General features: G+C 39.5%; 12 protein-coding genes. 3 read left to right on the top strand and 9 right to left on the bottom strand.

The features are described from left to right. The first annotated feature begins 70 nt into the window (after nucleotides 1–70). Nucleotides 71–472, top strand: a complete 402-nt coding sequence (locus tag N0B29_RS08000) for a PAS domain-containing protein (RefSeq protein WP_263833178.1) — start codon at nucleotides 71–73, stop codon at nucleotides 470–472. A gap of 20 nt (nucleotides 473–492) precedes the next feature. On the opposite strand, the gene N0B29_RS07995 is transcribed toward N0B29_RS08000, so the two are convergent. The 7 genes from N0B29_RS07995 to N0B29_RS07965 all read right to left on the bottom strand — a co-directional run bounded on the left by N0B29_RS07995 (nucleotide 493) and on the right by N0B29_RS07965 (nucleotide 14,355). Beyond that, a complete protein-coding gene (locus tag N0B29_RS07995; RefSeq protein WP_263833177.1) occupies nucleotides 493–4,746 on the bottom strand; it encodes an Ig-like domain-containing protein in 4,254 nt (1,417 codons plus the stop codon). A 321-nt stretch (nucleotides 4,747–5,067) separates the two neighbouring features. Further along, nucleotides 5,068–5,505, bottom strand: a complete 438-nt coding sequence (arsN2, locus tag N0B29_RS07990) for an arsenic resistance N-acetyltransferase ArsN2 (RefSeq protein ID WP_263833176.1) — start codon at nucleotides 5,503–5,505, stop codon at nucleotides 5,068–5,070. Between the two features lie 25 nt (nucleotides 5,506–5,530). Further along, nucleotides 5,531–6,784 carry an arsenic transporter gene (locus N0B29_RS07985; protein WP_263833175.1) on the bottom strand — a complete coding sequence of 418 codons (1,254 nt, stop codon included), beginning with the start codon at nucleotides 6,782–6,784 and terminating at the stop codon, nucleotides 5,531–5,533. Then, nucleotides 6,781–7,095, bottom strand: coding sequence for an ArsR/SmtB family transcription factor (locus N0B29_RS07980; protein WP_263833174.1), 315 nt, complete (start codon nucleotides 7,093–7,095; stop codon nucleotides 6,781–6,783). The genes N0B29_RS07985 and N0B29_RS07980 overlap by 4 nt, the downstream gene beginning before the upstream one ends. A 256-nt stretch (nucleotides 7,096–7,351) precedes the next feature. Then, nucleotides 7,352–9,655 (bottom strand): autotransporter family protein, encoded by a 2,304-nt coding sequence (locus N0B29_RS07975; protein ID WP_263833173.1) that lies wholly within the window; start codon nucleotides 9,653–9,655, stop codon nucleotides 7,352–7,354. Continuing rightward, nucleotides 9,636–10,598, bottom strand: coding sequence for a hypothetical protein (locus N0B29_RS07970; protein WP_263833172.1), 963 nt, complete (start codon nucleotides 10,596–10,598; stop codon nucleotides 9,636–9,638). Before N0B29_RS07970 ends, N0B29_RS07975 begins: the two co-directional genes overlap by 20 nt. Further along, a complete protein-coding gene (locus N0B29_RS07965; protein WP_263833171.1) occupies nucleotides 10,591–14,355 on the bottom strand; it encodes a methyltransferase domain-containing protein in 3,765 nt (1,254 codons plus the stop codon). Before N0B29_RS07965 ends, N0B29_RS07970 begins: the two co-directional genes overlap by 8 nt. Nucleotides 14,356–14,795: 440 nt before the next feature. Here N0B29_RS07965 and N0B29_RS07960 point away from each other — a divergent pair, with 440 nt between their 5' ends. After that, nucleotides 14,796–16,559: a 7TM diverse intracellular signaling domain-containing protein gene (locus tag N0B29_RS07960; RefSeq protein WP_263833170.1), complete on the top strand. Its 1,764-nt coding sequence runs from the start codon at nucleotides 14,796–14,798 to the stop codon at nucleotides 16,557–16,559. On the opposite strand, the gene N0B29_RS07955 is transcribed toward N0B29_RS07960, so the two are convergent. Further along, on the bottom strand, nucleotides 16,556–17,215 hold the full coding sequence (locus N0B29_RS07955; RefSeq protein ID WP_263833169.1) for a response regulator: 660 nt from the start codon (nucleotides 17,213–17,215) through the stop codon (nucleotides 16,556–16,558). The genes N0B29_RS07960 and N0B29_RS07955 overlap by 4 nt on opposite strands. A gap of 43 nt (nucleotides 17,216–17,258) precedes the next feature. Here N0B29_RS07955 and N0B29_RS07950 point away from each other — a divergent pair, with 43 nt between their 5' ends. Continuing rightward, entirely contained in the window at nucleotides 17,259–17,405 is a 147-nt protein-coding gene (locus tag N0B29_RS07950) for a hypothetical protein (protein WP_263833168.1), read from the top strand. Here N0B29_RS07950 and N0B29_RS07945 read toward each other — a convergent pair. Continuing rightward, nucleotides 17,385–20,501 carry an efflux RND transporter permease subunit gene (locus tag N0B29_RS07945; protein WP_263833167.1) on the bottom strand — a complete coding sequence of 1,039 codons (3,117 nt, stop codon included), beginning with the start codon at nucleotides 20,499–20,501 and terminating at the stop codon, nucleotides 17,385–17,387. The two genes, N0B29_RS07950 and N0B29_RS07945, sit on opposite strands and share 21 nt — an antisense overlap. Between the last annotated feature and the right edge of the window lie 104 nt (nucleotides 20,502–20,605).

Raw genomic sequence — 20,605 nt, 5'->3', positions numbered from 1 at the left:
TATAACGCAAAAGTCACATTCGGACGGTAGAATCCCAGTTGAAAAAGAGAGTTACAAAAGGTAAGAGAGCATGAAAAAAGAGTATATCAATATTTTAGAGTGCGTAGGACACGGATTTTGGGAGTGGAACCCTATCGCAAATCTCATCTCACTGTCGCCACAATGGGTTACGATGTTGGGATACGAATACAAAGAGTTTGAGCAGACAAAAGAAGCGTGGATGTCACTCATTCACCCTGATGATCTAAGCTATTGCCTCAATGAACTGACTGCTCTTTTAAGCGGAAGAGTCCAACATTATCAACACCAACACCGTATGCTTTGCCAAGATGGAAGTTATAAATGGGTGCTTGACCAAGCTAAAGTGATCGCTTATAACTCTAGCGGTTACCCCACCAAAGTCATCGGTACGCACACCGATATAGATGAACTAAGAACTACTTTGGAGATGTATAAACAACAAAAGAAATAAGGCTTTACATGTAAAGCCTTTTACCATTCCATTCTTTTGCTTGTCCGCCTTGAAGCATTCACATCCACTGTTCTTCCAAGGTTACCTTCTCCCGCCCAATTTCCCGTTTGTGTAAATTTAACGTTAAAGTCATTGGTGGTTGCATTTTGGTTAAAAGGGCTATAGACCAACCAAGAGGTAGGTCTCATCTGGATGCGATCCGTATAGGGTGCTGTTGCATTGGTAAGGGTGTTGGTTTCAGATCCATTGGCAATCGTTCCCGATATAGCTGTATTGGCATTGTTAATTAACGCTGTGCCTATGGAGGAGAAGTTTGTCACATTGCCATCGCTGTTTACATGTAAAGGGTTGTGGTACCATTTGATTGAGAGAGGGCTTTGTGTGGTTAAGCCAAAAGTACTACAATTTAGGGTTGCACTATCACAATAAGCCTCATAACGAATTGTCGTAGCAATACCTTCTCTTGGACCATCATAATCGGTTGAGTAAACACGTCCATAGTAGTACGTCGCTCTCTGGTTTGTCAATGCTTTTGTTCCATTTCGATCATCGCTATTTGAGGTGTTAATATCGGTGACTTGGAAGAGAAAAGGCTGAACGACTTTGGTGCTATTGCGGTCAAAATTGATGCGATATTTTACAGGGGCAGTCCCATTGGTATCTGTACTATCAAATTGTATATGGTTAAGATTCATCGTATAAGATGTTTTGTTGGTAAGGGCAACACTTCCATTAAGATCATGGTTGACGTCGTACCAGAGTAATTTTGATAGCCCAATGAGCGTTGTTCCCATCGTAGAAGTGCTAAGGGTTATGTTGCCATCTTTGGCATAACACAGTGATGTGTAGTTGGATGTGGTGTTGTTGAGGTCGCTTTGTGCCGTAATGTTGAGATCGAGTAGAGCAGAGATATTTCTATCGGTTATCGTTGGGTATTTTTCAAAGTTAGAGAGGTAGGTAAAGTTTTGACTGCCGTTGCTAAAATTGCCTTCGATTAAAAAATGCTCAGGCACAACTTTGATCTGTTGTGTGTAAGGTGTGATGTAACGCTCATTATCAGGTGTGTCATCGGCATCAACGAGGGCAAATTCTGAACCAATTTTTTCATGAATGGTTAGATTAAAATCACCAACATTAGGTAATGAGTATTTAGTAATGTTTCCATCAATCATATCCGTAGTGCCATTTGCAAAAATAATTGTAGGGGTAAACTCAATAGAAGGAGCAGCACATGTTTTAGTGCTATCACTAATGTTGACATCGACTTTAAATGAAGTATTTACTGTTTCGTTATAGTCTGTTGTACCTATACCATTGTATTGATTAGCGCGAAATGTAATCGATGTATTTTTATCGGCTATAAATTGTTGATTGGCTGTAATGGTGCTGTTAAAATCATTAGGGCGAATAGCAAAGTTGTCTGTGGAGCATTTTGCGCCATTGAGCGCATCGGCAAGGCAGATAAAACAGCCTAGTGCATTATCGTAAGGGGCACTTGGTAAATTTCCTGCATTATAACTTGACGATTGGCATGCTTGCGCACATTGTGTTGCAATCGTTTGCCCAAAAGCCGCTACGATCTTGTTGTTATCATTAAGACACGCAGGCACACCTTGCAAGGCGCCTAAGGTACTACTAGAGTTTAGACATTGACTGTAATCTCCCCCTGGAAGGTTACTCCAATCGATAAATCGAAAGCGGAGTTTTGCGATTTTTTTCGCTTGACTAATGATTTGAAAAGCTGTTGTTGTTACATTGCTCGAGCCAGGTTGGATGGTTGCTTCAACATAACCTGTTGTTTGTGCAAGATTTTCATCGGTTGAGCAGGCGTTATCCGATAAAGAGATACGTACTGGCATAGGTTTAGTACCGGTGTATGACGTAGGGGATGTTCCAGTCCCTAGCCACACAACATCAAGCGTATAATGATCTTTATTGGCTATTTTTGTTCTCAGCCCTTGTGCAGGTGTGTATCCACGCATGGCATAATTATCGATGGCATCGACTGATCCTAGAACAAGAGGTGGATTTTGAATCTGTGTACAATTCCCCCATCCTGAACTACTAATCGTTTGGTCATAGACAAATTGTGAATTATTGCCAACGTTAATATTCCCTCCTGCAGAGAGTGCTCCTTTAATGTATGTTTCTGTACCAAGATTTGCAGAACCTTCTACATAAATGGTAGCATTAAACGTTGTACCACCACTGCCTATGTTAAAATCTCCTTTGATAAATAAAACAAAGTTTGAAGCAGGCAAGGTGCCATAATTGCCTTTATTGCCATTGCTGTTAATGCCAGGATTGTTCCCTGGTGCAAAAGTTCCATCAAAAAAGAAGTTAATAAGCTGATTGGCATCGGCTGCTCGAATCGTACTTGAATCAGAAGTTCCAGGAACATTAAAAGCTTTTGTATAGTAATTACCAGAATAAACAATCATTGTACTTGTAGAAGAGACAGAGAGAGAATTGGTTCTAAAAAGGATGCGTTTTCCTGGTGTGTAGGGTTTAATGATAAGAGTTGCCAATTCGCCTGTTGATAATGTTCCAATATCAATATAATCCGCTATTATGGTTACATAAGAGCGACCACTATTACCGCTAGCATTTTGTGTGAGAGAACCTATCTTGACATACTGAGCTTTTAGGCTGATGTTAGAATCATCTCTTGCAAATGATGCTGTATTCATCTGAATGGTCTGTGCAGCCTCAAAATCAACCGTAGCACCTGCTGCTAAAGAAAGACTTCCAATTTTAATATTTTTGGGTACAGTTTTAGTCTGTAATGCGCTATGCGCATTACCACCGACACTGCCTATCTCAAGATTGTAAGGTGGTTGGGTTGAAAATGTAACGGTATTGTCTGTTGTAAATACAATTTCATTTATTTTTTGAACATTTTGAAAATCAACACTAAGGGGTATATGAGGGCTTGTCCATGTAAATTCAATTTTTCTATAGAAAGACTCGCTTAATGTTAAATTATTAGAGACAGTAACATCAGTCGTTGAGGTATTGGATGAGAGTGTTACAGTAGAGGTATCGGGTGGATTGTCGTACTGTATGGACATAGCACTACTTTCTACACCTGAAGCACTCGCTCTTCCACTTCCACAAGTAAGTCCTTGCCAATAAGAATCTGTAATATTAGGAGTGTTCAGCGTACAATTGCCACTTATAATGGTAGCATTGTTAAGAATATTTATAAGACTATCGCGTTTATGTGTTTGCAAAACATCTTCAAATACACCACATGTCGTTGGAACACTATTGGAACTGCTTGTGGGTACAAATTCATCGCCTGCATCATAAACTTGAATGCGAACAGTAGCCGTAGCTGTTAATTTTGTAATATCTTGAATCGTATAGGTAAAACTATCAGCTCCTATGTAGTTTGTGTTGGGAGTGTATGTAAAATTTCCATTGTTAAATATTTTAAGTGTTCCATGAGCTGGGGAAGTACTGCTAGCTATAGTGATGGTGTCACCATCTGGGTCACTATCTAGTAGCCCACCATCATTCATAACATTTTTTGAAAGTGGCGTATTTTTAGGTGTTCCAAAACTTTTATCATTGGCAAGGGGCGTCTTGTTAGCAACTTCGATGATGACTGTTGCATCTGCACTATGTCCTTTTCCATCACTTATCGTATAGGTAAAATTATCTGTTCCTGTGTATCCTGTCATAGGTGTGTAGGTAAATGCTCCATTGGCATTTAGTGTCACAGTTCCTCGCAAAGGGTTTGTTTTTTTTGTTGCGCTAAGTGTGTCACCATCGGGGTCGCTGTCTGCTGTTCCTCCATCGCTCATAAGATTTTTCGACAAAGGTGTATCTTTTGCTGTCGTAAAAAATTTGTTATTTGCACTGGGAGCTTGATTTGAAGAAAGCGTTAGTGTATAGGGAATATCAGCTCCTTGCGTTGGGTACGATAATTTTAGACAATACTTTATACCACCTGTAAGATTATAGATGATTGTCTCCGGTGAATAGGCTGTGGCAACTATCGTTGAATTGCCTGAGGCACAATTTTTAATTAATTCGAGTGTTGTATTAGTGGAACTGACGCTAAAAGTCGTTGTTGCACCAGTTGTTGGAGTAAAAGAGAAGTAATCTACATCCAATCCCCATTGATTGCCCAATGTTCCTGTTGTTGTGCTGTTGATTGCAATAGTATTGGCATTCCCTTCACCACCATTCCATTCGCTCTCTGAGCCAGCCAAAATACGGATGGAAAAGCAAAAACATAAAAGCATAAATATTAGTATTTTTTTCATAGATAAATACCTCTGATTGAAAGGTTTTGTCGCATTATAAAGTTTGGGGTGAAGTCATTTGTGATAGTCGCGTTGTTCAGTGTATAGGGAAAAAATGGCAAAGTAAATCCTAATTTATAGCTGAATAAAACATTTTAATTATGATTAAATTCTAGCTAAACAATAGTCACCAAACAGTCTCTATTTGATTGCCATAAAGTGACCAAATAGTTTCCAAATGGTGTCAAATGCCATTAAAATAAGCGTTAGGATAGGTGAGGCTAAAAGAAAAGTTTACAAAGGAGAAAGGAAGCTAAGAGGTAGTGTTATGAGATGCAAAGCTTAGGTTATGTTGCATGCCATGACTACCGCAGATGCAGGACAGATGTCTTGGAATTCACGTGTTTGTTGAATGGCAAGAGGCGTCTCTTCACGTGTAATTTTTTCAAAACTATGTCGCACAAAATAGCGTTCTGCTGTTGTGGTCAGCAGATAAAGCGTTTCGATTTTTTCATGAGTACAAAAGCTCAGAAGATACGAGAGCATTTTTTCCCCAAGCTTTTGGTTTTTAAGTTCATCTTTGACACACAATGAACGCAAAAGCGCCACTTCCCCATACGTTTCGATTCCGATGGTTGCGATGATTTTTTCATCTATCAACCCCACAAAAAGAGTGATATTTTTTTCATAAATATCAGCCGTTGGGAGAGCGTTTGATGCAAGTAGGTGAATGATAGCTCGGTATTCATTTTCTGTTGCTTTTCGTATGGTTATTTTCATCATTTTTCCTTTTTACATGTAAAGACTAAACAAGGCTTAGAAGCACAACAAGAAGGATCGGTGGTGTGACGAGTAGTCCAAATTTTGAGTACTCCCAAAAGCTTATTTTTACACCTTTTTTCGCCATAACATGAAGCCATAAAAGGGTTGCAAGTGAGCCAAAAGGTGTCATTTTAGGCCCCAAGTTACACCCGATGATATTGGCATAGGCTAGGGCTGAGTTTGGAATGTCATGTAGGGCTATATCCATAATCATGACGCTGGGCATATTGTTCATCACCGCGCTTAAAATAGCGGCAATAAAACCTGTTCCTACAATGGCGATGGTATTGCCTTGGGCATTAAGGGCATTTAAAATGTGGCTCAGATAGGTCGTAAGTCCCGCATTTTTAAGCCCGTAAACGACGATGTAAAGACCAATGCTAAACCACACCACTTGCCACGGAGCGGTTTTGATAGTAAGCCACGGCTTGGCAGCTTTAAAGTAAGTTGCAATGGCAAGAAAAAGAAGTGCGCCGCCTAAAGCAATAAAGCTAATGGGGATGTGGTACTGTTCACCCACAAAGTAGCTTCCCATAAGAGCTGCGATAAAAACCCATGCGAGGTAAAAAAGTGGTTTACTTTTTAAAACTTCGTCGGGATCTTTTAAGAGTTCCACGTTTACATGTAAAGGAATATCTTTGCGTAAGAAGAGCCATAAAACAGTGATTGAAACGAATGTACTGACGACATAAGGGGTAAACATGGTGCTTAGGTATTTGGTAAAACCAATGTGAAAGTAGTTGGCTGTGACGATGTTAGTGAGATTTGAAAATACAAAGGGAAGCGAAGCAGAATCTGAAATAAATCCGCCTGCAAGTAAAAACGCCACAATGGTTTTAGGCTCAAGTTTTAAGATGCGCATTTTAGCCAGCAAAATAGGCGTTAGAATGAGCACCGCACCGTCATTGGCAAAGAAAGCGGAGATAATAGCCCCTAAAAGGAGTGAATAGACAAACATTAAATGCCCATTGCCTTTTGAAAACTTTGCCATCCAAATTGCACACCATTCAAAAAAGCCTATTTCATCAAGAACAAGCGAGAGAATAATAATACCAATGAAAGCAAGTGTTGCGTCCCACACGATGCTTGTAACGACCAAAACATCCGCAAAGCTTACCACGCCTAAGAGGAGGGCAATACCCGCTCCGATAATCGCTGAAGTGCCTATTTGGAGCCCTCGAGGCTGAATGATGACGCACAGAAGGGTGACAAGAAAAAGTGAAAAAGCGAGAATCATTTTGCATCCTTGCACGCGCATGCCGATGAGGGCATTGGCATCTCTAGGTAGCTGATTTCCTCTAAACATTCAAGCCTAAAACGATCGAGCGGTGAACGGATGGCATAATACGCCCATTTCCCACGACGGTCAACACGTAAAAATCCTGCATCTTTGAGGATTTTAAGATGTCTTGAAATGCGCGACTGAATCATCGAAAAAGCATCTTCGACCTCACAAACACACACTTCGCCTTTTTGATGGATGAAGCGAAGAATTTGTACACGGGTTTCATCATTGAGTGCGCCAACAGTTTTTAAAAAATTATCCATAGGGATTCTCACATCTTAATTTTTTAAGCAGTATAGCACAATGATATTTTCATATCAAGATATATTGATTTATTTTGATTTAACCGCATTTGGAATAAATTTGAGTAAGAAGAGAGATACATGAGTATTGCCGATACTACTTTAAGAATGGCATCAAGAGATATTGCGGAACTACTGATAGAAATGTGAGTTATAGGATTATGAGTAACCAAAAAGCGAAAGAAGGATGCTATCCTTCTTTCGCTTTATACGGTGATTAAAACTTCTTTCTTGCTCCAAATGTGCCATTAAACGATGTTTCATTTTCTCTGGCTTGTCCTTCGATGGTTGCGAAGATTTCTGTGAGTTTTTGCACTTTATAGGTAAACCCTGTGCTTGCTTTATAGACAACATCGTCACGATCAAGTGCGGTACTGCTCCAACTTCCTGCTGTTGGGGCGTTAGCAAACTTCATGGTAAGAGGCGTATTGAGGTCTCCCCACTCTTTTACGACACCGACACTCACGTCAAATGCTCCTTTCTTCTCATCGAAACTTTGGGTCACTTTTACGCCCACTCCTGCGCCGTAAAGTCCTGTGCTTAAGCTATCCACATTTAGGTTGGCACCACTAGCACCACTTTCAGCGTAAGCATCTTGTCTGTAGTGGTCATAGCGCATCTCTACATACGGTTCGATGCTCAGTGTTTGGTCGTATTTGTACGTGTAAGCACCACTCATCCACATACCTGCTGCTTTTGCATTATAGTCTGATTCAGCTGTTCCAAAGAGTGTTGCTCTGTCACTGTCAGTGTCGATGAACGCATACGTTGCACTTGCATCGATTCTAAAGTTTCCAAAGTATTTTGAGCCATAAAGTCCTAGTGCTGTACTTTTGCTCAACGAGTTAAGTGCGCTGTCATCTGTTTTAAATTTACTGCGCATAGAACCTAAAGAGAGACCATAGACCATGTCGTCATCTCGTTTATCAACACCGATTTGAGCACCATAGGTGTTCGTATGTGAAGAAGAGATATTTTTAGCGCTATCGCTTGAACTGTTAAGTCTACCACCTAATGCTTTTGCCCACACCGTATAGTCATATGCATATGGGTCGACAAAGCCTTTGTCGGTGAGTGCTCCTTCTTCCGCCAAAACCCTTGCAAGAAGCGTGTCATCACCCGAAGCATCGGCAAAGCGCAGTCCTGCAACACCGATGTCGGCTCTAAAGTCACTTAAAGCTCCCAGTCGTGCGCTAATGACGTTGTTAAAAAGTATTTGACTGGCTTGAGAAGAAGAGACTAAAGAAGAGAGGCTATCGCCTCGTAGTGCCGTAAAGGTGTTTTGTGCTTGAGATGCACTCATGCCATCGATGCGTGCTTGCATGCTTTGCATTGAGCTATTGGGAGAGCTTACATTGTCTAGTACTGTCGCTACTGGTACAGCTAGACCAGAGACGGCGCTACTGTATGAGGCACTGGTGTCTTTGGTCAGTGTTAAGTAAGTATGCGTTCCATCGTAACTAAGGCTTGGGGTTAAAAAGGCTAGGTTATCGGTGACACTGCTAAAGGTTCCTGTCACAGAACTAGCGGTGAGGATGGTATAAAGGGTTGAGGCGTTCCATGTACCAGCTGCATCGGCTACGACATTGACTGTACCACCGTTGATGGTTGTGGTGCCACTTGAAACCACACTGCCTGAAGTGCCGTTCGCATAGGCATCTAGTTTATAAGTACTGCCATTGGCAAAGGTGAGATTTCCGTTTACATGTAACGCTGATGTTCCAGTTGGGTAAAGTGTACCACCACTCGCAACATTTGTTGTACCGACTGTTCCGCTACCTGCTAGGGTACCACCGTTGTTGACCGCAAATGCCGAGGTGTGTGTATCGCCTGTTACAGCAAGTGTTCCTGCGTTGATGGTGGTAGCTCCTGTGTAGGTGTTGGTATTGCTGAGTGTCAATGTCCCTAAACCCTCTTTGGTCAGACCTCCCACACCTGAGATGACACCGCTAAACTCGACATCGTGGCCATTGGTATCGACTGTGCCACCTGCTACAGTGGTGAAAGTAAAAATAGAACTATCATCATACGTGAAGTTGTATGCATCACTAAGATAAACAGGGGTTGATAATGTAAAACTTCCCGTTGCTTTAAGTGTTCCTCCACCAAAATTGACTGAACTAGTGAATCCTTGTGTTGTCATATCAGCAGCACTTGCAATATTTAATGTACCTGTAATGAGATTTGGGCTTGTTGCAGTCAATACTGTAGCTGTACTTGTCGTGATTGAGCCGAGGGTTGTCACTGTATTGGTGATAGTATTTAGCGTATATAATGTTCCAGAATCATAATCTGTAATATACACTTTTGAACCATCTGGGGCAACAGAGACTTCTACGGTATTTCCACTTAACCCAGAAATAAACTTTGTATGTCCTCCATTGGTAATAGCTAATTTCCCAGTAGCTTGATCATACGTATACGAGAAATTCGTAATAGCAGGATCAACTGCAAACGCCGATGAAGCTATAACGGCAGATGCAACAATGGAAAGAGTGAATTTAGAGAGTCTGTGAGTCATTTGAACATTTCCTTTTTGCTCGAAGAAACTCAATCGCAAGTTTTGCTTTTGATGTTGTATTTTCTGTATTTATGGTATCTACGTTTTTTAGGAATACATTACTACCATTAGTCACTGCCAAATTAAGGTCTTCTTTTGAAATATAAAATACAAAACCAAACATAATGACCGTTTGAAAAGGATAAACACCATCGGATGTGTTTAGATTATCTTCAAATGCAAATCCAGGAATATAATCAATTTTTTCAATATTTGTGTTGAAAAAGCTGTAGTTAATAATTTTTTTTGAGAGTGAGCTATTTTCAAAATCAACTGAACCAAAACAATCAAAATGGTTATTGATAACATTTTGTATGTTGGCATTCACTCTGTCAAATAACAAAATATTTTCACCATCTGTAAATGTAAAAAAAGTTGAAATTCGAGTACTATTTATAATAAATTTTTTAGCTCCCTCATTTTCCTTAGTAGGAAACAAATAATCCGCTGGGATATTTTCCAAGGCATAATTTCTGAAATACCCTTGCAAATCTCCAACTTTCAAATTATCTCTAGTGCATGTTAAAAGAAAGTTTTCAACAACACCTTGCTCACTTACTTTTCCTAAGTTCAGATTCCCAGAATCTTGCACTTTGTTACGCAACAAAAACTTGATAAGTTTTTGTGTTGTCCATAAAACAACCTTGTTGATAAGGCTACTTGTAGCCGAAGTCGTCACATCCATTTTTACTCCTTTTGTATTGATTGTTTTTCTTATCATTTTTTGCAACTGCACTTCAAGATTTTGGATTTCAACTCCCAGTCGTCTTATCTCTTGTGTTCTTGAATATCTATCACTGTCGCTGATGTTCTCCTCATCTAGCAACTCCTCCAGCCCTGCTAACTGTGCTTTTTTATCAGCAATATCACATTTGATTTTTTTGATGTAGTTATCTTCAGACATCAGGTTTTTCCTTGCTGATATTGTTTTTTACATGTTCATATAAGGCTTTATACTGCGCTATGTGTTGTGGTAATTGTGGGTTGTTAGTAAAATACGCTAAGAGTAGTTCAGTATATTTTTTCTCGTACTCACCTAGCTTTGTCATTTTGACATTGCTCTTTTTGAGTGTTTCAGCGCCACCGCCAAGTGGGTCTTCAAGTATATAAAACACCTCTTTCACTCCAAAATCAACCAGTGCTTGAGCACAACGCCAACAAGGCTCAAGGGTTACATAGACGACTTTATGTTCTACATTTTGATAGCTTAGGCTTTTTGCGATGAGATTGATTTCTGCGTGGTGGTAGTTGTTTTTTGTAAATATCTCATTTCGTGCTTTTGAGATAACTTCTCCGTGTGAAACCATCACACTTCCCACAGGAAAATCCCCAGCATCAAAAGCTTGTTTTGCCATGCCTAAGGCTTGTTCCATTGTTGTATCGGATGGTAATCCTGAGGTGTGTTTATATAGCCGAAAAGCAATATAAAATCTATCTACTACTTTATGCTTAAATTCAATTGTTTTATCTAATTGGAATCCTGCATTAATCATTGTATTGAGCATATTTTGTAGAGGTCTTCTATAATATTCAATAGATATAGTTTGTCCATTTCTATAAAATGTTTCTGTTGTTTTTTCTACTGAAAAATAATCACTTACTACATTTTTACTAGGATGAGATACGGCAATGAGAATGGAACCGCCAACTTTTAACATACGAAAAAAATCTTTAAAAAGCCTATCCCAATCTTCAATATAGTGAATTACTAAGTATGAAAATATAAAATCAAAGCTTTCATTGTCGAAAGAGTCTAAAGGTTTTTCGAGGTCACCTACCATGAATGTTGCTTGTTCAAGGGACATTTGCTTTGCTTTATCAATAGCTACTTGACTAGCATCTATGCCAATGACGGTTGCCCCATTCTCTACAAAATACTTTGCATAAGTACCAATTCCACAACCAGCATCTAGTATTTTTTTATCTTTTAATGTTGGTAAAAGTAAACCAAATTCTGTATCTTGTAGTATCACATTTGATGACACACTTTGTGAATGTGCAAAGTAATTTCCAATACTTGGACTGTCATCAACACATATATGGCATGTTAATGTATCGCCTATAGATGCTTTATGATAATCTACAATTAACCGATAGGCTTTTTCTAGTCGTGCTTCATCGTTGGCATTTTTTTCATAATAATTGACAATGTCATATTGGTATGCTTTATTTTTAAAGCGAATTTTCAGTATGTTGAGAGGCTCAAATCCTAACCTTAAACATTCAATATCTACGATAAGTGAAATTACCGTCAGATTGCTGTCTGAGAATGGATGAACGCGTAAAAAGTCAAAATAGTAGTTTAAAACATCAAAAATAGTTTTTTTATCAAGAGCATTATAGGCATCTGTAAAAGATTTCAAATCATTTTCTATGTTTGTATGTTCTGATGTAAAATGGGTTTGTATTTGTGGTAAAAAAGGTTGTTTTCTCCACTCTCCTGCCAAAGTTTCATAGCATTTCCCCTCTCTATGAACGATAATCTTAAAATCTTTTGCATAAAAAAAAGTGTGGAGTTTTTGAAAATACGCTAACGTCAATTCTGTCGATGACGCATATTTATCAAAAACAAATGAGGTCAAACTTGCGATAAACTGCTCAAACTCTTTTTTCCCAACAGCGCCTATCAGTAATTCTTCATATTTTGGGAATAAGCTTTTGTAGAGTGTTGCATACAATGTTTCGTGAGTCCAATACTCATTGGTTGTATTTGACTTTACTAAGGTATCGATACTATTTTCAACCGTCGGTACTTTGCTATATTGGTTTAGTAATGTTCGCAATGGCTCAACAGTTTGATAAAGGATAGTTTCTTCAATTGCACGGGTTAATCGGTATGAATTGAGCTTATTGACTCGTGATACATAAAACGGTTTTAATTCAGCCTGATATGCTATAAGTTCCATAAGCAACTGCATCATACGCCCATTTTGGTTGGCAAAGGGGTGAATGGTTGAAAACTCTACGGCAAATGAGAGTACATTTTCAATCATTTGTTCTTGTGAAAGTTTGGTGGCTAAAACAGTGTTCATAATAGACACTAACTGTTCCAGTTTTGAGGCAATGACTTCTGGAGGTAAAAAGAGCCTTCTCGCACCTACTCGCAATTCTGATTTTCTCGATGAAGGATGTGTTCGGTATGCACCGGCATCTGTATAACCAAGGATATTGCCTTGTTCGTCACGAATGGCGATGGCTTCATCATTACATACTAAGCGGTGTAGTTCACAGATAAGCTGTGTGGTAAGCCCCTCTTTTGCCATGCTTTGCGTCCATGCTTGGACTATATTTTGGGCTCTTTGGGTGTAGTCAGTCTTTTGTTGGACACCGTTTTTTTCATCGTAGTCATCGAAGATTTTGCGGATGATGAGGGTTATAGAAGCTTCATCGATAGTTTGCGTTGTATTGATACAATTGCCTCCAACTGGAAAATCTCCAGTATTAAAAGCGTATTTTGCTATATCTAAAGTATGTTCCATGTGTGTTTTTGCTGTTGTCAACGCTGCATTTTTTGTAATGAAAAATAAAACACTCGTTTGTTCATTAGCTTCTTGGTTAAATTCGATAGTATTTTTTATCTGAAACCCAGCTTGGGTCATCGGATTTAACATCATTTGGAACGGTCTTCTGTAGTACTCTATATTTATGTTTGCTGTTTCTGTATAAAAAACTTCAGAGACTTTTTCTACAGCGAAATAATCATTTACAACATTTCGATTTGGATGTGGCACTACAATGATTGCACTGCTACCGAATTTTAAAATACGGAAAAAATCTCGAAATAGTCTATCCCAATCTAGAACATAATGGATGACGAGATTTGAAAAAATAAAGTCAAAACTTTCATTTTTAAGATAACTTAAAGGCTGTTCCAAATTGCCTAGTAAAAATGACACTTCTCCTGTAATAGTCTGTTTTGCCCTACTGATAGCAAGATTACTTGCATCTATACCGACAACAGATGCACCATTTTCTATAAAGTATTTTGTGTAAGTACCACTTCCACATCCCGCATCTAACACTCTTTTATTTTGAAGTGGTGGGAAAAGTGAATGTATTGTCTTATGCAGGATTTCATCTGGGTTTTGGCGCTTCGTATATCCAAAAAAGCTTCCAATGCCTTCATTATCATCGATACTAATATGTTGCTCATTTTTGTATCTACTGATAATCGTAAGAAGCGGTTGAACCGTTTGGTATAAAATAGTTTCTTCTACTGAACGAATCAAAAGCTTTGGATTGACTTTATTTATATATGAAATGCAAAATGGTTCCAACTTGGTTTGATATGCTAAAAGCTCTACCAGCGACAAAATAACACGCCAGTTTTGATTTGGAAATGGATGTATCGTAGAAAGTTCAACCAGAAAGGCTAAGATATTTTCAACCATAGTATCTTTAGGTAGTTTTGTAGCCAAAATATTATTCATCGTAGCTACCAATTGTTCCATCTTTAAAACTATATCATTTGGTGGAATGAAAAGCCTACGCGCATCTTTTTTTAGTTCAGAAGGTGCTGACGAAGGCGTTGTTCTATACTCCCCAGCTTTAGCAAATCCTGCGATGCCACCTTTTGGGTCATTGATAGGTATCCACTCATCTTCACATACTAAGCGGTGCAGTTCACAAATAAGCTTTGTGGTAAGCCCCTCTTTTGCCATGCTTTGTGTCCAAGTCTGGACTATCTTCTTAGCTCTTTGGGTGTAGTCAGTCTTTTGTTGCGCACCGTTTTTTTCATCGTAGTCATCGAAGATTTTACGGATGATGAGGTTGATGTTAGATGTAGGCATAAAGATGCCTTCTTCGCGGTGAGGTGTTTACATGTAAAAAACTAGAGGCAAACGTATATGCGCAGTACAAATAACATTCTTTATGCATACGCATAAGCCCCCTTACTCGTAATAACATTTAATAATACCTATGAATACTAATAATAACAATTTAGTACTTAATGTTTTATCATAGATTGTGACATTGTGTTATTTTATTTATTATATCTTTTGAGCGTTACGCGTGGCGTTATATTTTTATAGATGTACGATTTTTTTGTAAATTTATCGTATGAAAGGTATACTTTTCGGAAAAAAAGCGTGGATAAACGATGCAAAAACTTCTTTTGTGGTGTCTGTGTGTACTCTTTTTATGGGCTTCGCCTATTGAGATAGGATTGAATAATGATGTCTCTCTTTTAGAACATGCGGAAATCTTTATCGAAAAAGGTGCCAAATTTGAAGTGGGTGAAGTCCCCTCCCATGCCTCTTTTACACCCTACTCCTCCAACTATATCAATCAAAGCTATACCACCAATGAAGCGGTATGGTTGCGCTTTAGTGTTAAAAATGAGAGCTCTGAAACCATCAAACGCTTTTTACATGTAAACAATTCCATGCTTGATAGTGTCGTGTTATACGATAGTAATGGAGATGTTTTTAAAAGTGGGGTCATCTATCGAACACAATATAACGATATTTTTGATTATTACTTTCCTGTTAACCTTAACCCCTTAGAAGAGCGAAGCTTTTACCTCAAGGTTCTTAGCAACAGTTGTGCGACTTATTTTCATCTTCATGCGGAGAGTGAAGCTGTTTTATGGAAAAAAACGTTAGACAGGCAGTTGATTTTAACACTCTTGTTTTCAATTATGGGTACACTCATTGTTTACAATGCCTTTATTTACCTCTTTACCAAAGAGCGTGTTTATCTTGTGTATATGTTGTATCTGTGTGTCGTAGTTTATAATGACCTCTCTTATACGGGTATGCTTTTTCTGCTTATGAAGCTTTGTGGTATCTCATATGAGGGGATGATAGCATGGTCGTATATAGATGCCTATTTAGGACCACTATATACCCTTTGTGTTCCCCTATCTATATTGGTTTTCGTGCGAGATTTTATGCACCTTGAACGCTACCCCAAAATCCATCGAAGTTTCAAATGGTTAGTGCTAGGATGCGTAGGCTTTGCGCTTATGTATCTTCTTGGAAATGATGATTCATTTGAATATATTATTGATTATATGTGTCTTATTTTGCTCTATATTTTTGCGATTGCGTTTTATCTCGTTTACAAAAAAGAGGAAAATAGCGTCTATTTTCTAGTAAGTTGGGGTGTGAATGTTATGGGGACATTTCTCTTCTTACTGTATAACAAGGGGCTCTACATTCCTCACAATGGCGAGTACTGGTACTTCTACGAGTTAAGCATGGTCTTTGAAGGGCTTGTCTTCTCCATCATTCTCTCCAAAAGGCTCAACCACACCACCGCGTTGGCAACCTCTTTGGCAACGCATCAAATCTTGGTGCGAGAGTTGCACCACCGTGTGAAAAATAATCTTCAGTTTATCGTCTCACTTTACCGTTTGAAACTGCGCAAGTACCTTGATACGGAGGGTAAAACCATGCTAGGAGAAGCGGAGCAAAACATCCGCTCTATCGGTAAAATTCATGAGATCCTGTATGCGCATCAGGACATTACCGCCTTAGATGCCAATGAGTACTTTGAAGAGCTCATTGCCGAGATAAAACGAGGGTATCCGCATACGCACATTGAGATTAACATCGATGCAAAAGAGAGCTTACTGCTTGAACAAGCAATCTACTGCGGTCTTATCGTAAATGAACTGGTCACCAATGCGCTCAAATACGCCTTTGATGAAAAGGGTGGCACTATTCTCATTTCCTTACAAAAAGAACAAAGCAAATTTATCTTGAAAATTGAAGATAACGGCAGAGGGTTTGATGTCAATGCGCAGCAAAACTCTTTTGGAATTTCACTGGTTGAAAGATTGGTACAAGATGAATTACACGGTAAAGTGAGCTTTAAAAGCAGTGCAGAAGGAACACAGTGTCTTATAGCTTGGCGTTAAAGATTCATCTTATAGCCACTGTATTTGACAATCTCAAAACTAAGTTCAGGCAGTTTGGTACGAAGGCGGTGTAAGAGCTGTCTTCTGGCTGTGTCCGAGATGCTATCATCATACCAAATGACATCATCAATGTATGACAGAGGCACAACACTGCCTCGGCTGTTGAGCAAGAGTAAAAAAAGCTGTTGTTCTTTGGGCGAGAGAATAATATGTGTATCATGAAGAAAGAGCTGCTGACGCTTGGTATCGTACGTGTACCCATAGCCTATATCTAAAAGAACATGGTCAACGCCTAATTTTAATGCGCACAGTTTTAAAGAAGCCACCAACTCTTCTTCCCTAAAAGGTTTTAAAATATAGCCAGCAACACTCAGCTCAGAAGCCCTTGCCAATGTAGGTTCATCGCTATACGATGTTACAAAGATGAGTTGTGAATGGTAAAGATGCTGTAATGTTCGAGCCGTGTCGATGCCATCCACCAACCCTTTAATGTGAATGTCCGCCAGTAAAATATGCAAGGTATGTTTATGCGCAATTTTCAAAGCACTTGGCATATCTGAAGCAATAAAACCGTTAAACCCCACTAAATCATCCACAATACTTTTAATATCCAGTGCAATAATAGGGTCATCTTCTAAGATAAGGACATTCACCATGAAAGCTTCCTTCTGAGGGATTTGTAGCTTTAGTATAACATGCTTGCGTTATGTTGTGGGTTATATTGAAAATAATTATGCTTTTGTGGAATGGTTCTTAACCAATCAAAGAGCGTTGTGGTTTAACCGCATTAGCGGAGCGATTTTCATCGCTCTTGGCTTTGGACTTTTAGGACTTGAACGCAAGTGATACTTTTTCTTTAAGCTTCATAATGAGATAGAAAAAGAGTGGGGTAAAAAAGACACCTATGAGCGTGAGTGTTACCATGCCGCCAACGACTGTTGTTCCGATGATATGACGACTATTTGCCCCCGCACCAGAGCTTAGAGCAAGAGGGAGCGTTCCTGCAATGAAAGCAAATGAGGTCATGATGATAGGGCGAAAACGAATCTTCGCTCCCTCTATCGTTGCATCAAGGAGGCTATATCCTTCTTCGATCTTTTGCAGTGCAAATTCGACCATCAAGATGGCATTTTTAGCCGAAAGCCCCACAAGGGTGATAATGCCGATTTGGAAATAGATGTCATTCTGAAGCCCTCGAAGCCATACGCTTAAAGCAGCCCCCAACAGGGCAAATGGTACGGCTAAAACGATCGCCCAAGGAATCATCCAGCTCTCATACAGTGCAACCAGAATCAAAAAGATAAAAATAATCGCAAAAATAAAAGAGAGATTCCCTTTTTCTAACAGTTTTTTCTCTTGCAGTGAAGCACCGCCCCATGCTACAGAGTAACCATCTGGCAATACTTCAGCAGCAATTTGCTCCATGATTTTAAGTCCTTCACCCGAAGAGAAGCCTATGTTTGTTTCTCCTAAAATTTGAGCCGATGGAAACATATTGAAACGTTTAGTAATGTTCGGATTGATGACACGTTTAAGTGTTGCAAGATCACTGATAGGAATAAAATTGCCATCGTTTGTTTTGATAAAAATATCGCCATAATTTTTGATGTCTTCTCTAAAATTTCCTTTGGATTGGACATTGACACGGTAGTTGCGACCAAACAGGTTCACGTCGTTGACATAAACACTACCAAATGTCGCTTGTAAAGTCGTATAAATATCGGCAATTTCGATGCCATACGCTTTTGCTTTTTGCGTGTTGACTTCTATGCGATACTGTGGCGTATTGGTGCTTAACGTGCCCCGTACAGAGCGAAGCTCTTCACGTGATGATGCGCGTTGCACAATTTCTTTAGCATAACTTTCGAGTGCTGCATAATTGCCACCCGTTTTATCTTGAATGTACATCTCAAATCCACCTGAAACACCAAGTCCGCTAATAGCAGAAGGCGCAACGGCTACGATGCGTGCTTCTTTGTTGGTTGCAAGCTCTTGTATAATCTCTTTGGAGAGCGCATCGACACTTTGGTTGGCATGAGGCCGTTTATTCCAGTCTACAAGGCGCACATAGCTGTATCCTGCATCGGTCGTGTAGGCTTTTGAGCTAAAATCACTTCCTGAAAAACCACCGACTTTTGAGACAAGAGGATGTTTCAAGGCAGCTTCTCCCACCGCCTCATTGATCTCGTGGGTACGGCTGAGTGACGCACCAGCAGGCAAGCTACTGACCGCAAAGAATGTTCCTTTATCTTCTTTGGGAACAAGCCCAGAGGGGATAATACCCATAAGTTTTGTGAGAGCAAAAATCATAATGCCAAACATGAGAAGGTTGAAAAGACTAAAACGAATCGCATTTTGCACAATTTGTCCAAAATGGTGGGTGATGTAATCAAACATGGCATTAAATTTTTGAATGATCCACAAAGGTGGATGCTCTTCTTTTTTCAACAAAAGCGCGCAAAGTGCAGGGGTGAGTGTAAGAGCGACTAGACCTGAGATAGCGACTGAGATAACGATGGTAATGGCAAATTGCCTTGACATGGTTCCACTCAGTCCTCCCATAAAAGCGGCGGGAATAAAAACAGCACTTAGCACTAAAACGATGGCGATAACAGGTGCTGTGATCTCTTGCATCGCTTTTATAGTGGCTTCTTTAACACTAAGGTTTTCTTTGCGAAGGATACGCTCAACGTTTTCAATAACAATAATGGCATCATCGACCACCAAACCGATGGCTAGGGTAAGTCCAAAAAGCGTGAGAAGGTTAATGGAAAAGCCTGTGGCATAAAAACCAGCAAAAGTTCCAACGATGGAAACAGGAATAGCGAGAACGGGGATGATGGTTGCTCGAAGGTTACCCAAAAAGAGATAGACAACAAAGACAACCAGCGCAATGGCTTCTAAAAGCGTAACGACCACTTCATGGATGGAAGCGCGAACAAAGGTCGTAGGATCATACGTTGCGTCGATTTTTAGCCCTTCTGGAAAACTTTTTGAGAGCTCGGCAATTTTTTTATCGAGTAGGTCAGAGACTTCTAACGCATTGGCTTTTGATGTGAGATAGACACGAATGGCAGCCATGGGTTGCTTATTGAAAAGTCCTTTGAAAAAATAACTCTCCGTTCCAAGTTCAATCGTTGCGACATCTTTAAGGTTGAGTGAAGAGCCATCGCTGTTGGATTTAATAAGAATATTTTCAAATTCTTGGGGTGTTTTGAGCCTTCCTACGGATGTGACTGTATAGGTAAATGAAAGGTTTTTGCCAAGAGGCTCTTGTCCGATTTGCCCGACAGGGTATTGTTCATTTTGCGCTTTGATCGCATTGATGACATCTGCTGTGGTGATATTGTAAAAAGAGAGTTTTTGGGTATCGATCCAAACGCGAATAGAATACTCTTGGTTACCGACAACACTTGCTTCTGCAATTCCAGGGATTCGCTTAAACTCTTCAAGCATATTGTTGATGGCGTAGTTTGCCATAAAGGTTGTATCATAACGGTTGTTCTCTGAAGTGAGTGCTAGCATACGCAAAACGTCGTTTGATTTTTCTGTAACATCGACACCTTGGCGTTTGATGGCATCGGGAAGTTTGCTTTCTGCTAAACGCACGCGATTATTGACATCAAGCTTGGCTTGAGACATGTCTGTATCGACCTCAAAGTAGAGGTTCATCGTAAGAAGTCCACTTGGAGAGGTGGTTGACATCATGTAAAGCATATTATCAACGCCATTGATTTGTTGCTCTAGAGGTGCTGCTACTGTGTTTTCAAGCGTTTTGGCATCGGCTCCTGAGTAGGTTGTGGAAACGACGATTTGTGGTGGAACAACGTCGGGGTACTCTTGAACAGGCAAAGAGCGGATCGCCATAATACCAGCAATAATGATAATAAGTGAGACAACAATGGCAAAATTGGGTCGGTTGATAAAAAATTTAGAAAACATTTGAATACATTACCTTTACTTATGTTTACAAATATCACATTCTAACTAAATTTTGTTAATAATGAAATGCGCTATAATCGTGTTATTGTATGAGGAGTTTTGCA

This window comes from Sulfurospirillum oryzae, assembly GCF_025770725.1.
Lineage (GTDB): Bacteria > Campylobacterota > Campylobacteria > Campylobacterales > Sulfurospirillaceae > Sulfurospirillum > Sulfurospirillum oryzae.
This window is presented reverse-complemented; position numbering and strand designations above follow the sequence as displayed.

What these genes read in the sequence shown, in the direction of transcription:
- N0B29_RS07955 (WP_263833169.1), bottom strand. Translation starts at nt 17,215, where the DNA reads ATGGTGAATGTCCTTATCTTAGAAGATGACCCTATTATTGCACTGGAT.
- N0B29_RS08000 (WP_263833178.1), top strand. Translation starts at nt 71, where the DNA reads ATGAAAAAAGAGTATATCAATATTTTAGAGTGCGTAGGACACGGATTT.
- N0B29_RS07965 (WP_263833171.1), bottom strand. Translation starts at nt 14,355, where the DNA reads ATGGCAAAAGAGGGGCTTACCACAAAGCTTATTTGTGAACTGCACCGC.
- N0B29_RS07985 (WP_263833175.1), bottom strand. Translation starts at nt 6,784, where the DNA reads ATGATTCTCGCTTTTTCACTTTTTCTTGTCACCCTTCTGTGCGTCATC.
- N0B29_RS07960 (WP_263833170.1), top strand. Translation starts at nt 14,796, where the DNA reads ATGCAAAAACTTCTTTTGTGGTGTCTGTGTGTACTCTTTTTATGGGCT.
- N0B29_RS07975 (WP_263833173.1), bottom strand. Translation starts at nt 9,655, where the DNA reads ATGACTCACAGACTCTCTAAATTCACTCTTTCCATTGTTGCATCTGCC.
- N0B29_RS07945 (WP_263833167.1), bottom strand. Translation starts at nt 20,501, where the DNA reads ATGTTTTCTAAATTTTTTATCAACCGACCCAATTTTGCCATTGTTGTC.
- N0B29_RS07970 (WP_263833172.1), bottom strand. Translation starts at nt 10,598, where the DNA reads ATGTCTGAAGATAACTACATCAAAAAAATCAAATGTGATATTGCTGAT.
- arsN2 (WP_263833176.1), bottom strand. Translation starts at nt 5,505, where the DNA reads ATGAAAATAACCATACGAAAAGCAACAGAAAATGAATACCGAGCTATC.
- N0B29_RS07980 (WP_263833174.1), bottom strand. Translation starts at nt 7,095, where the DNA reads ATGGATAATTTTTTAAAAACTGTTGGCGCACTCAATGATGAAACCCGT.
- N0B29_RS07995 (WP_263833177.1), bottom strand. Translation starts at nt 4,746, where the DNA reads ATGAAAAAAATACTAATATTTATGCTTTTATGTTTTTGCTTTTCCATC.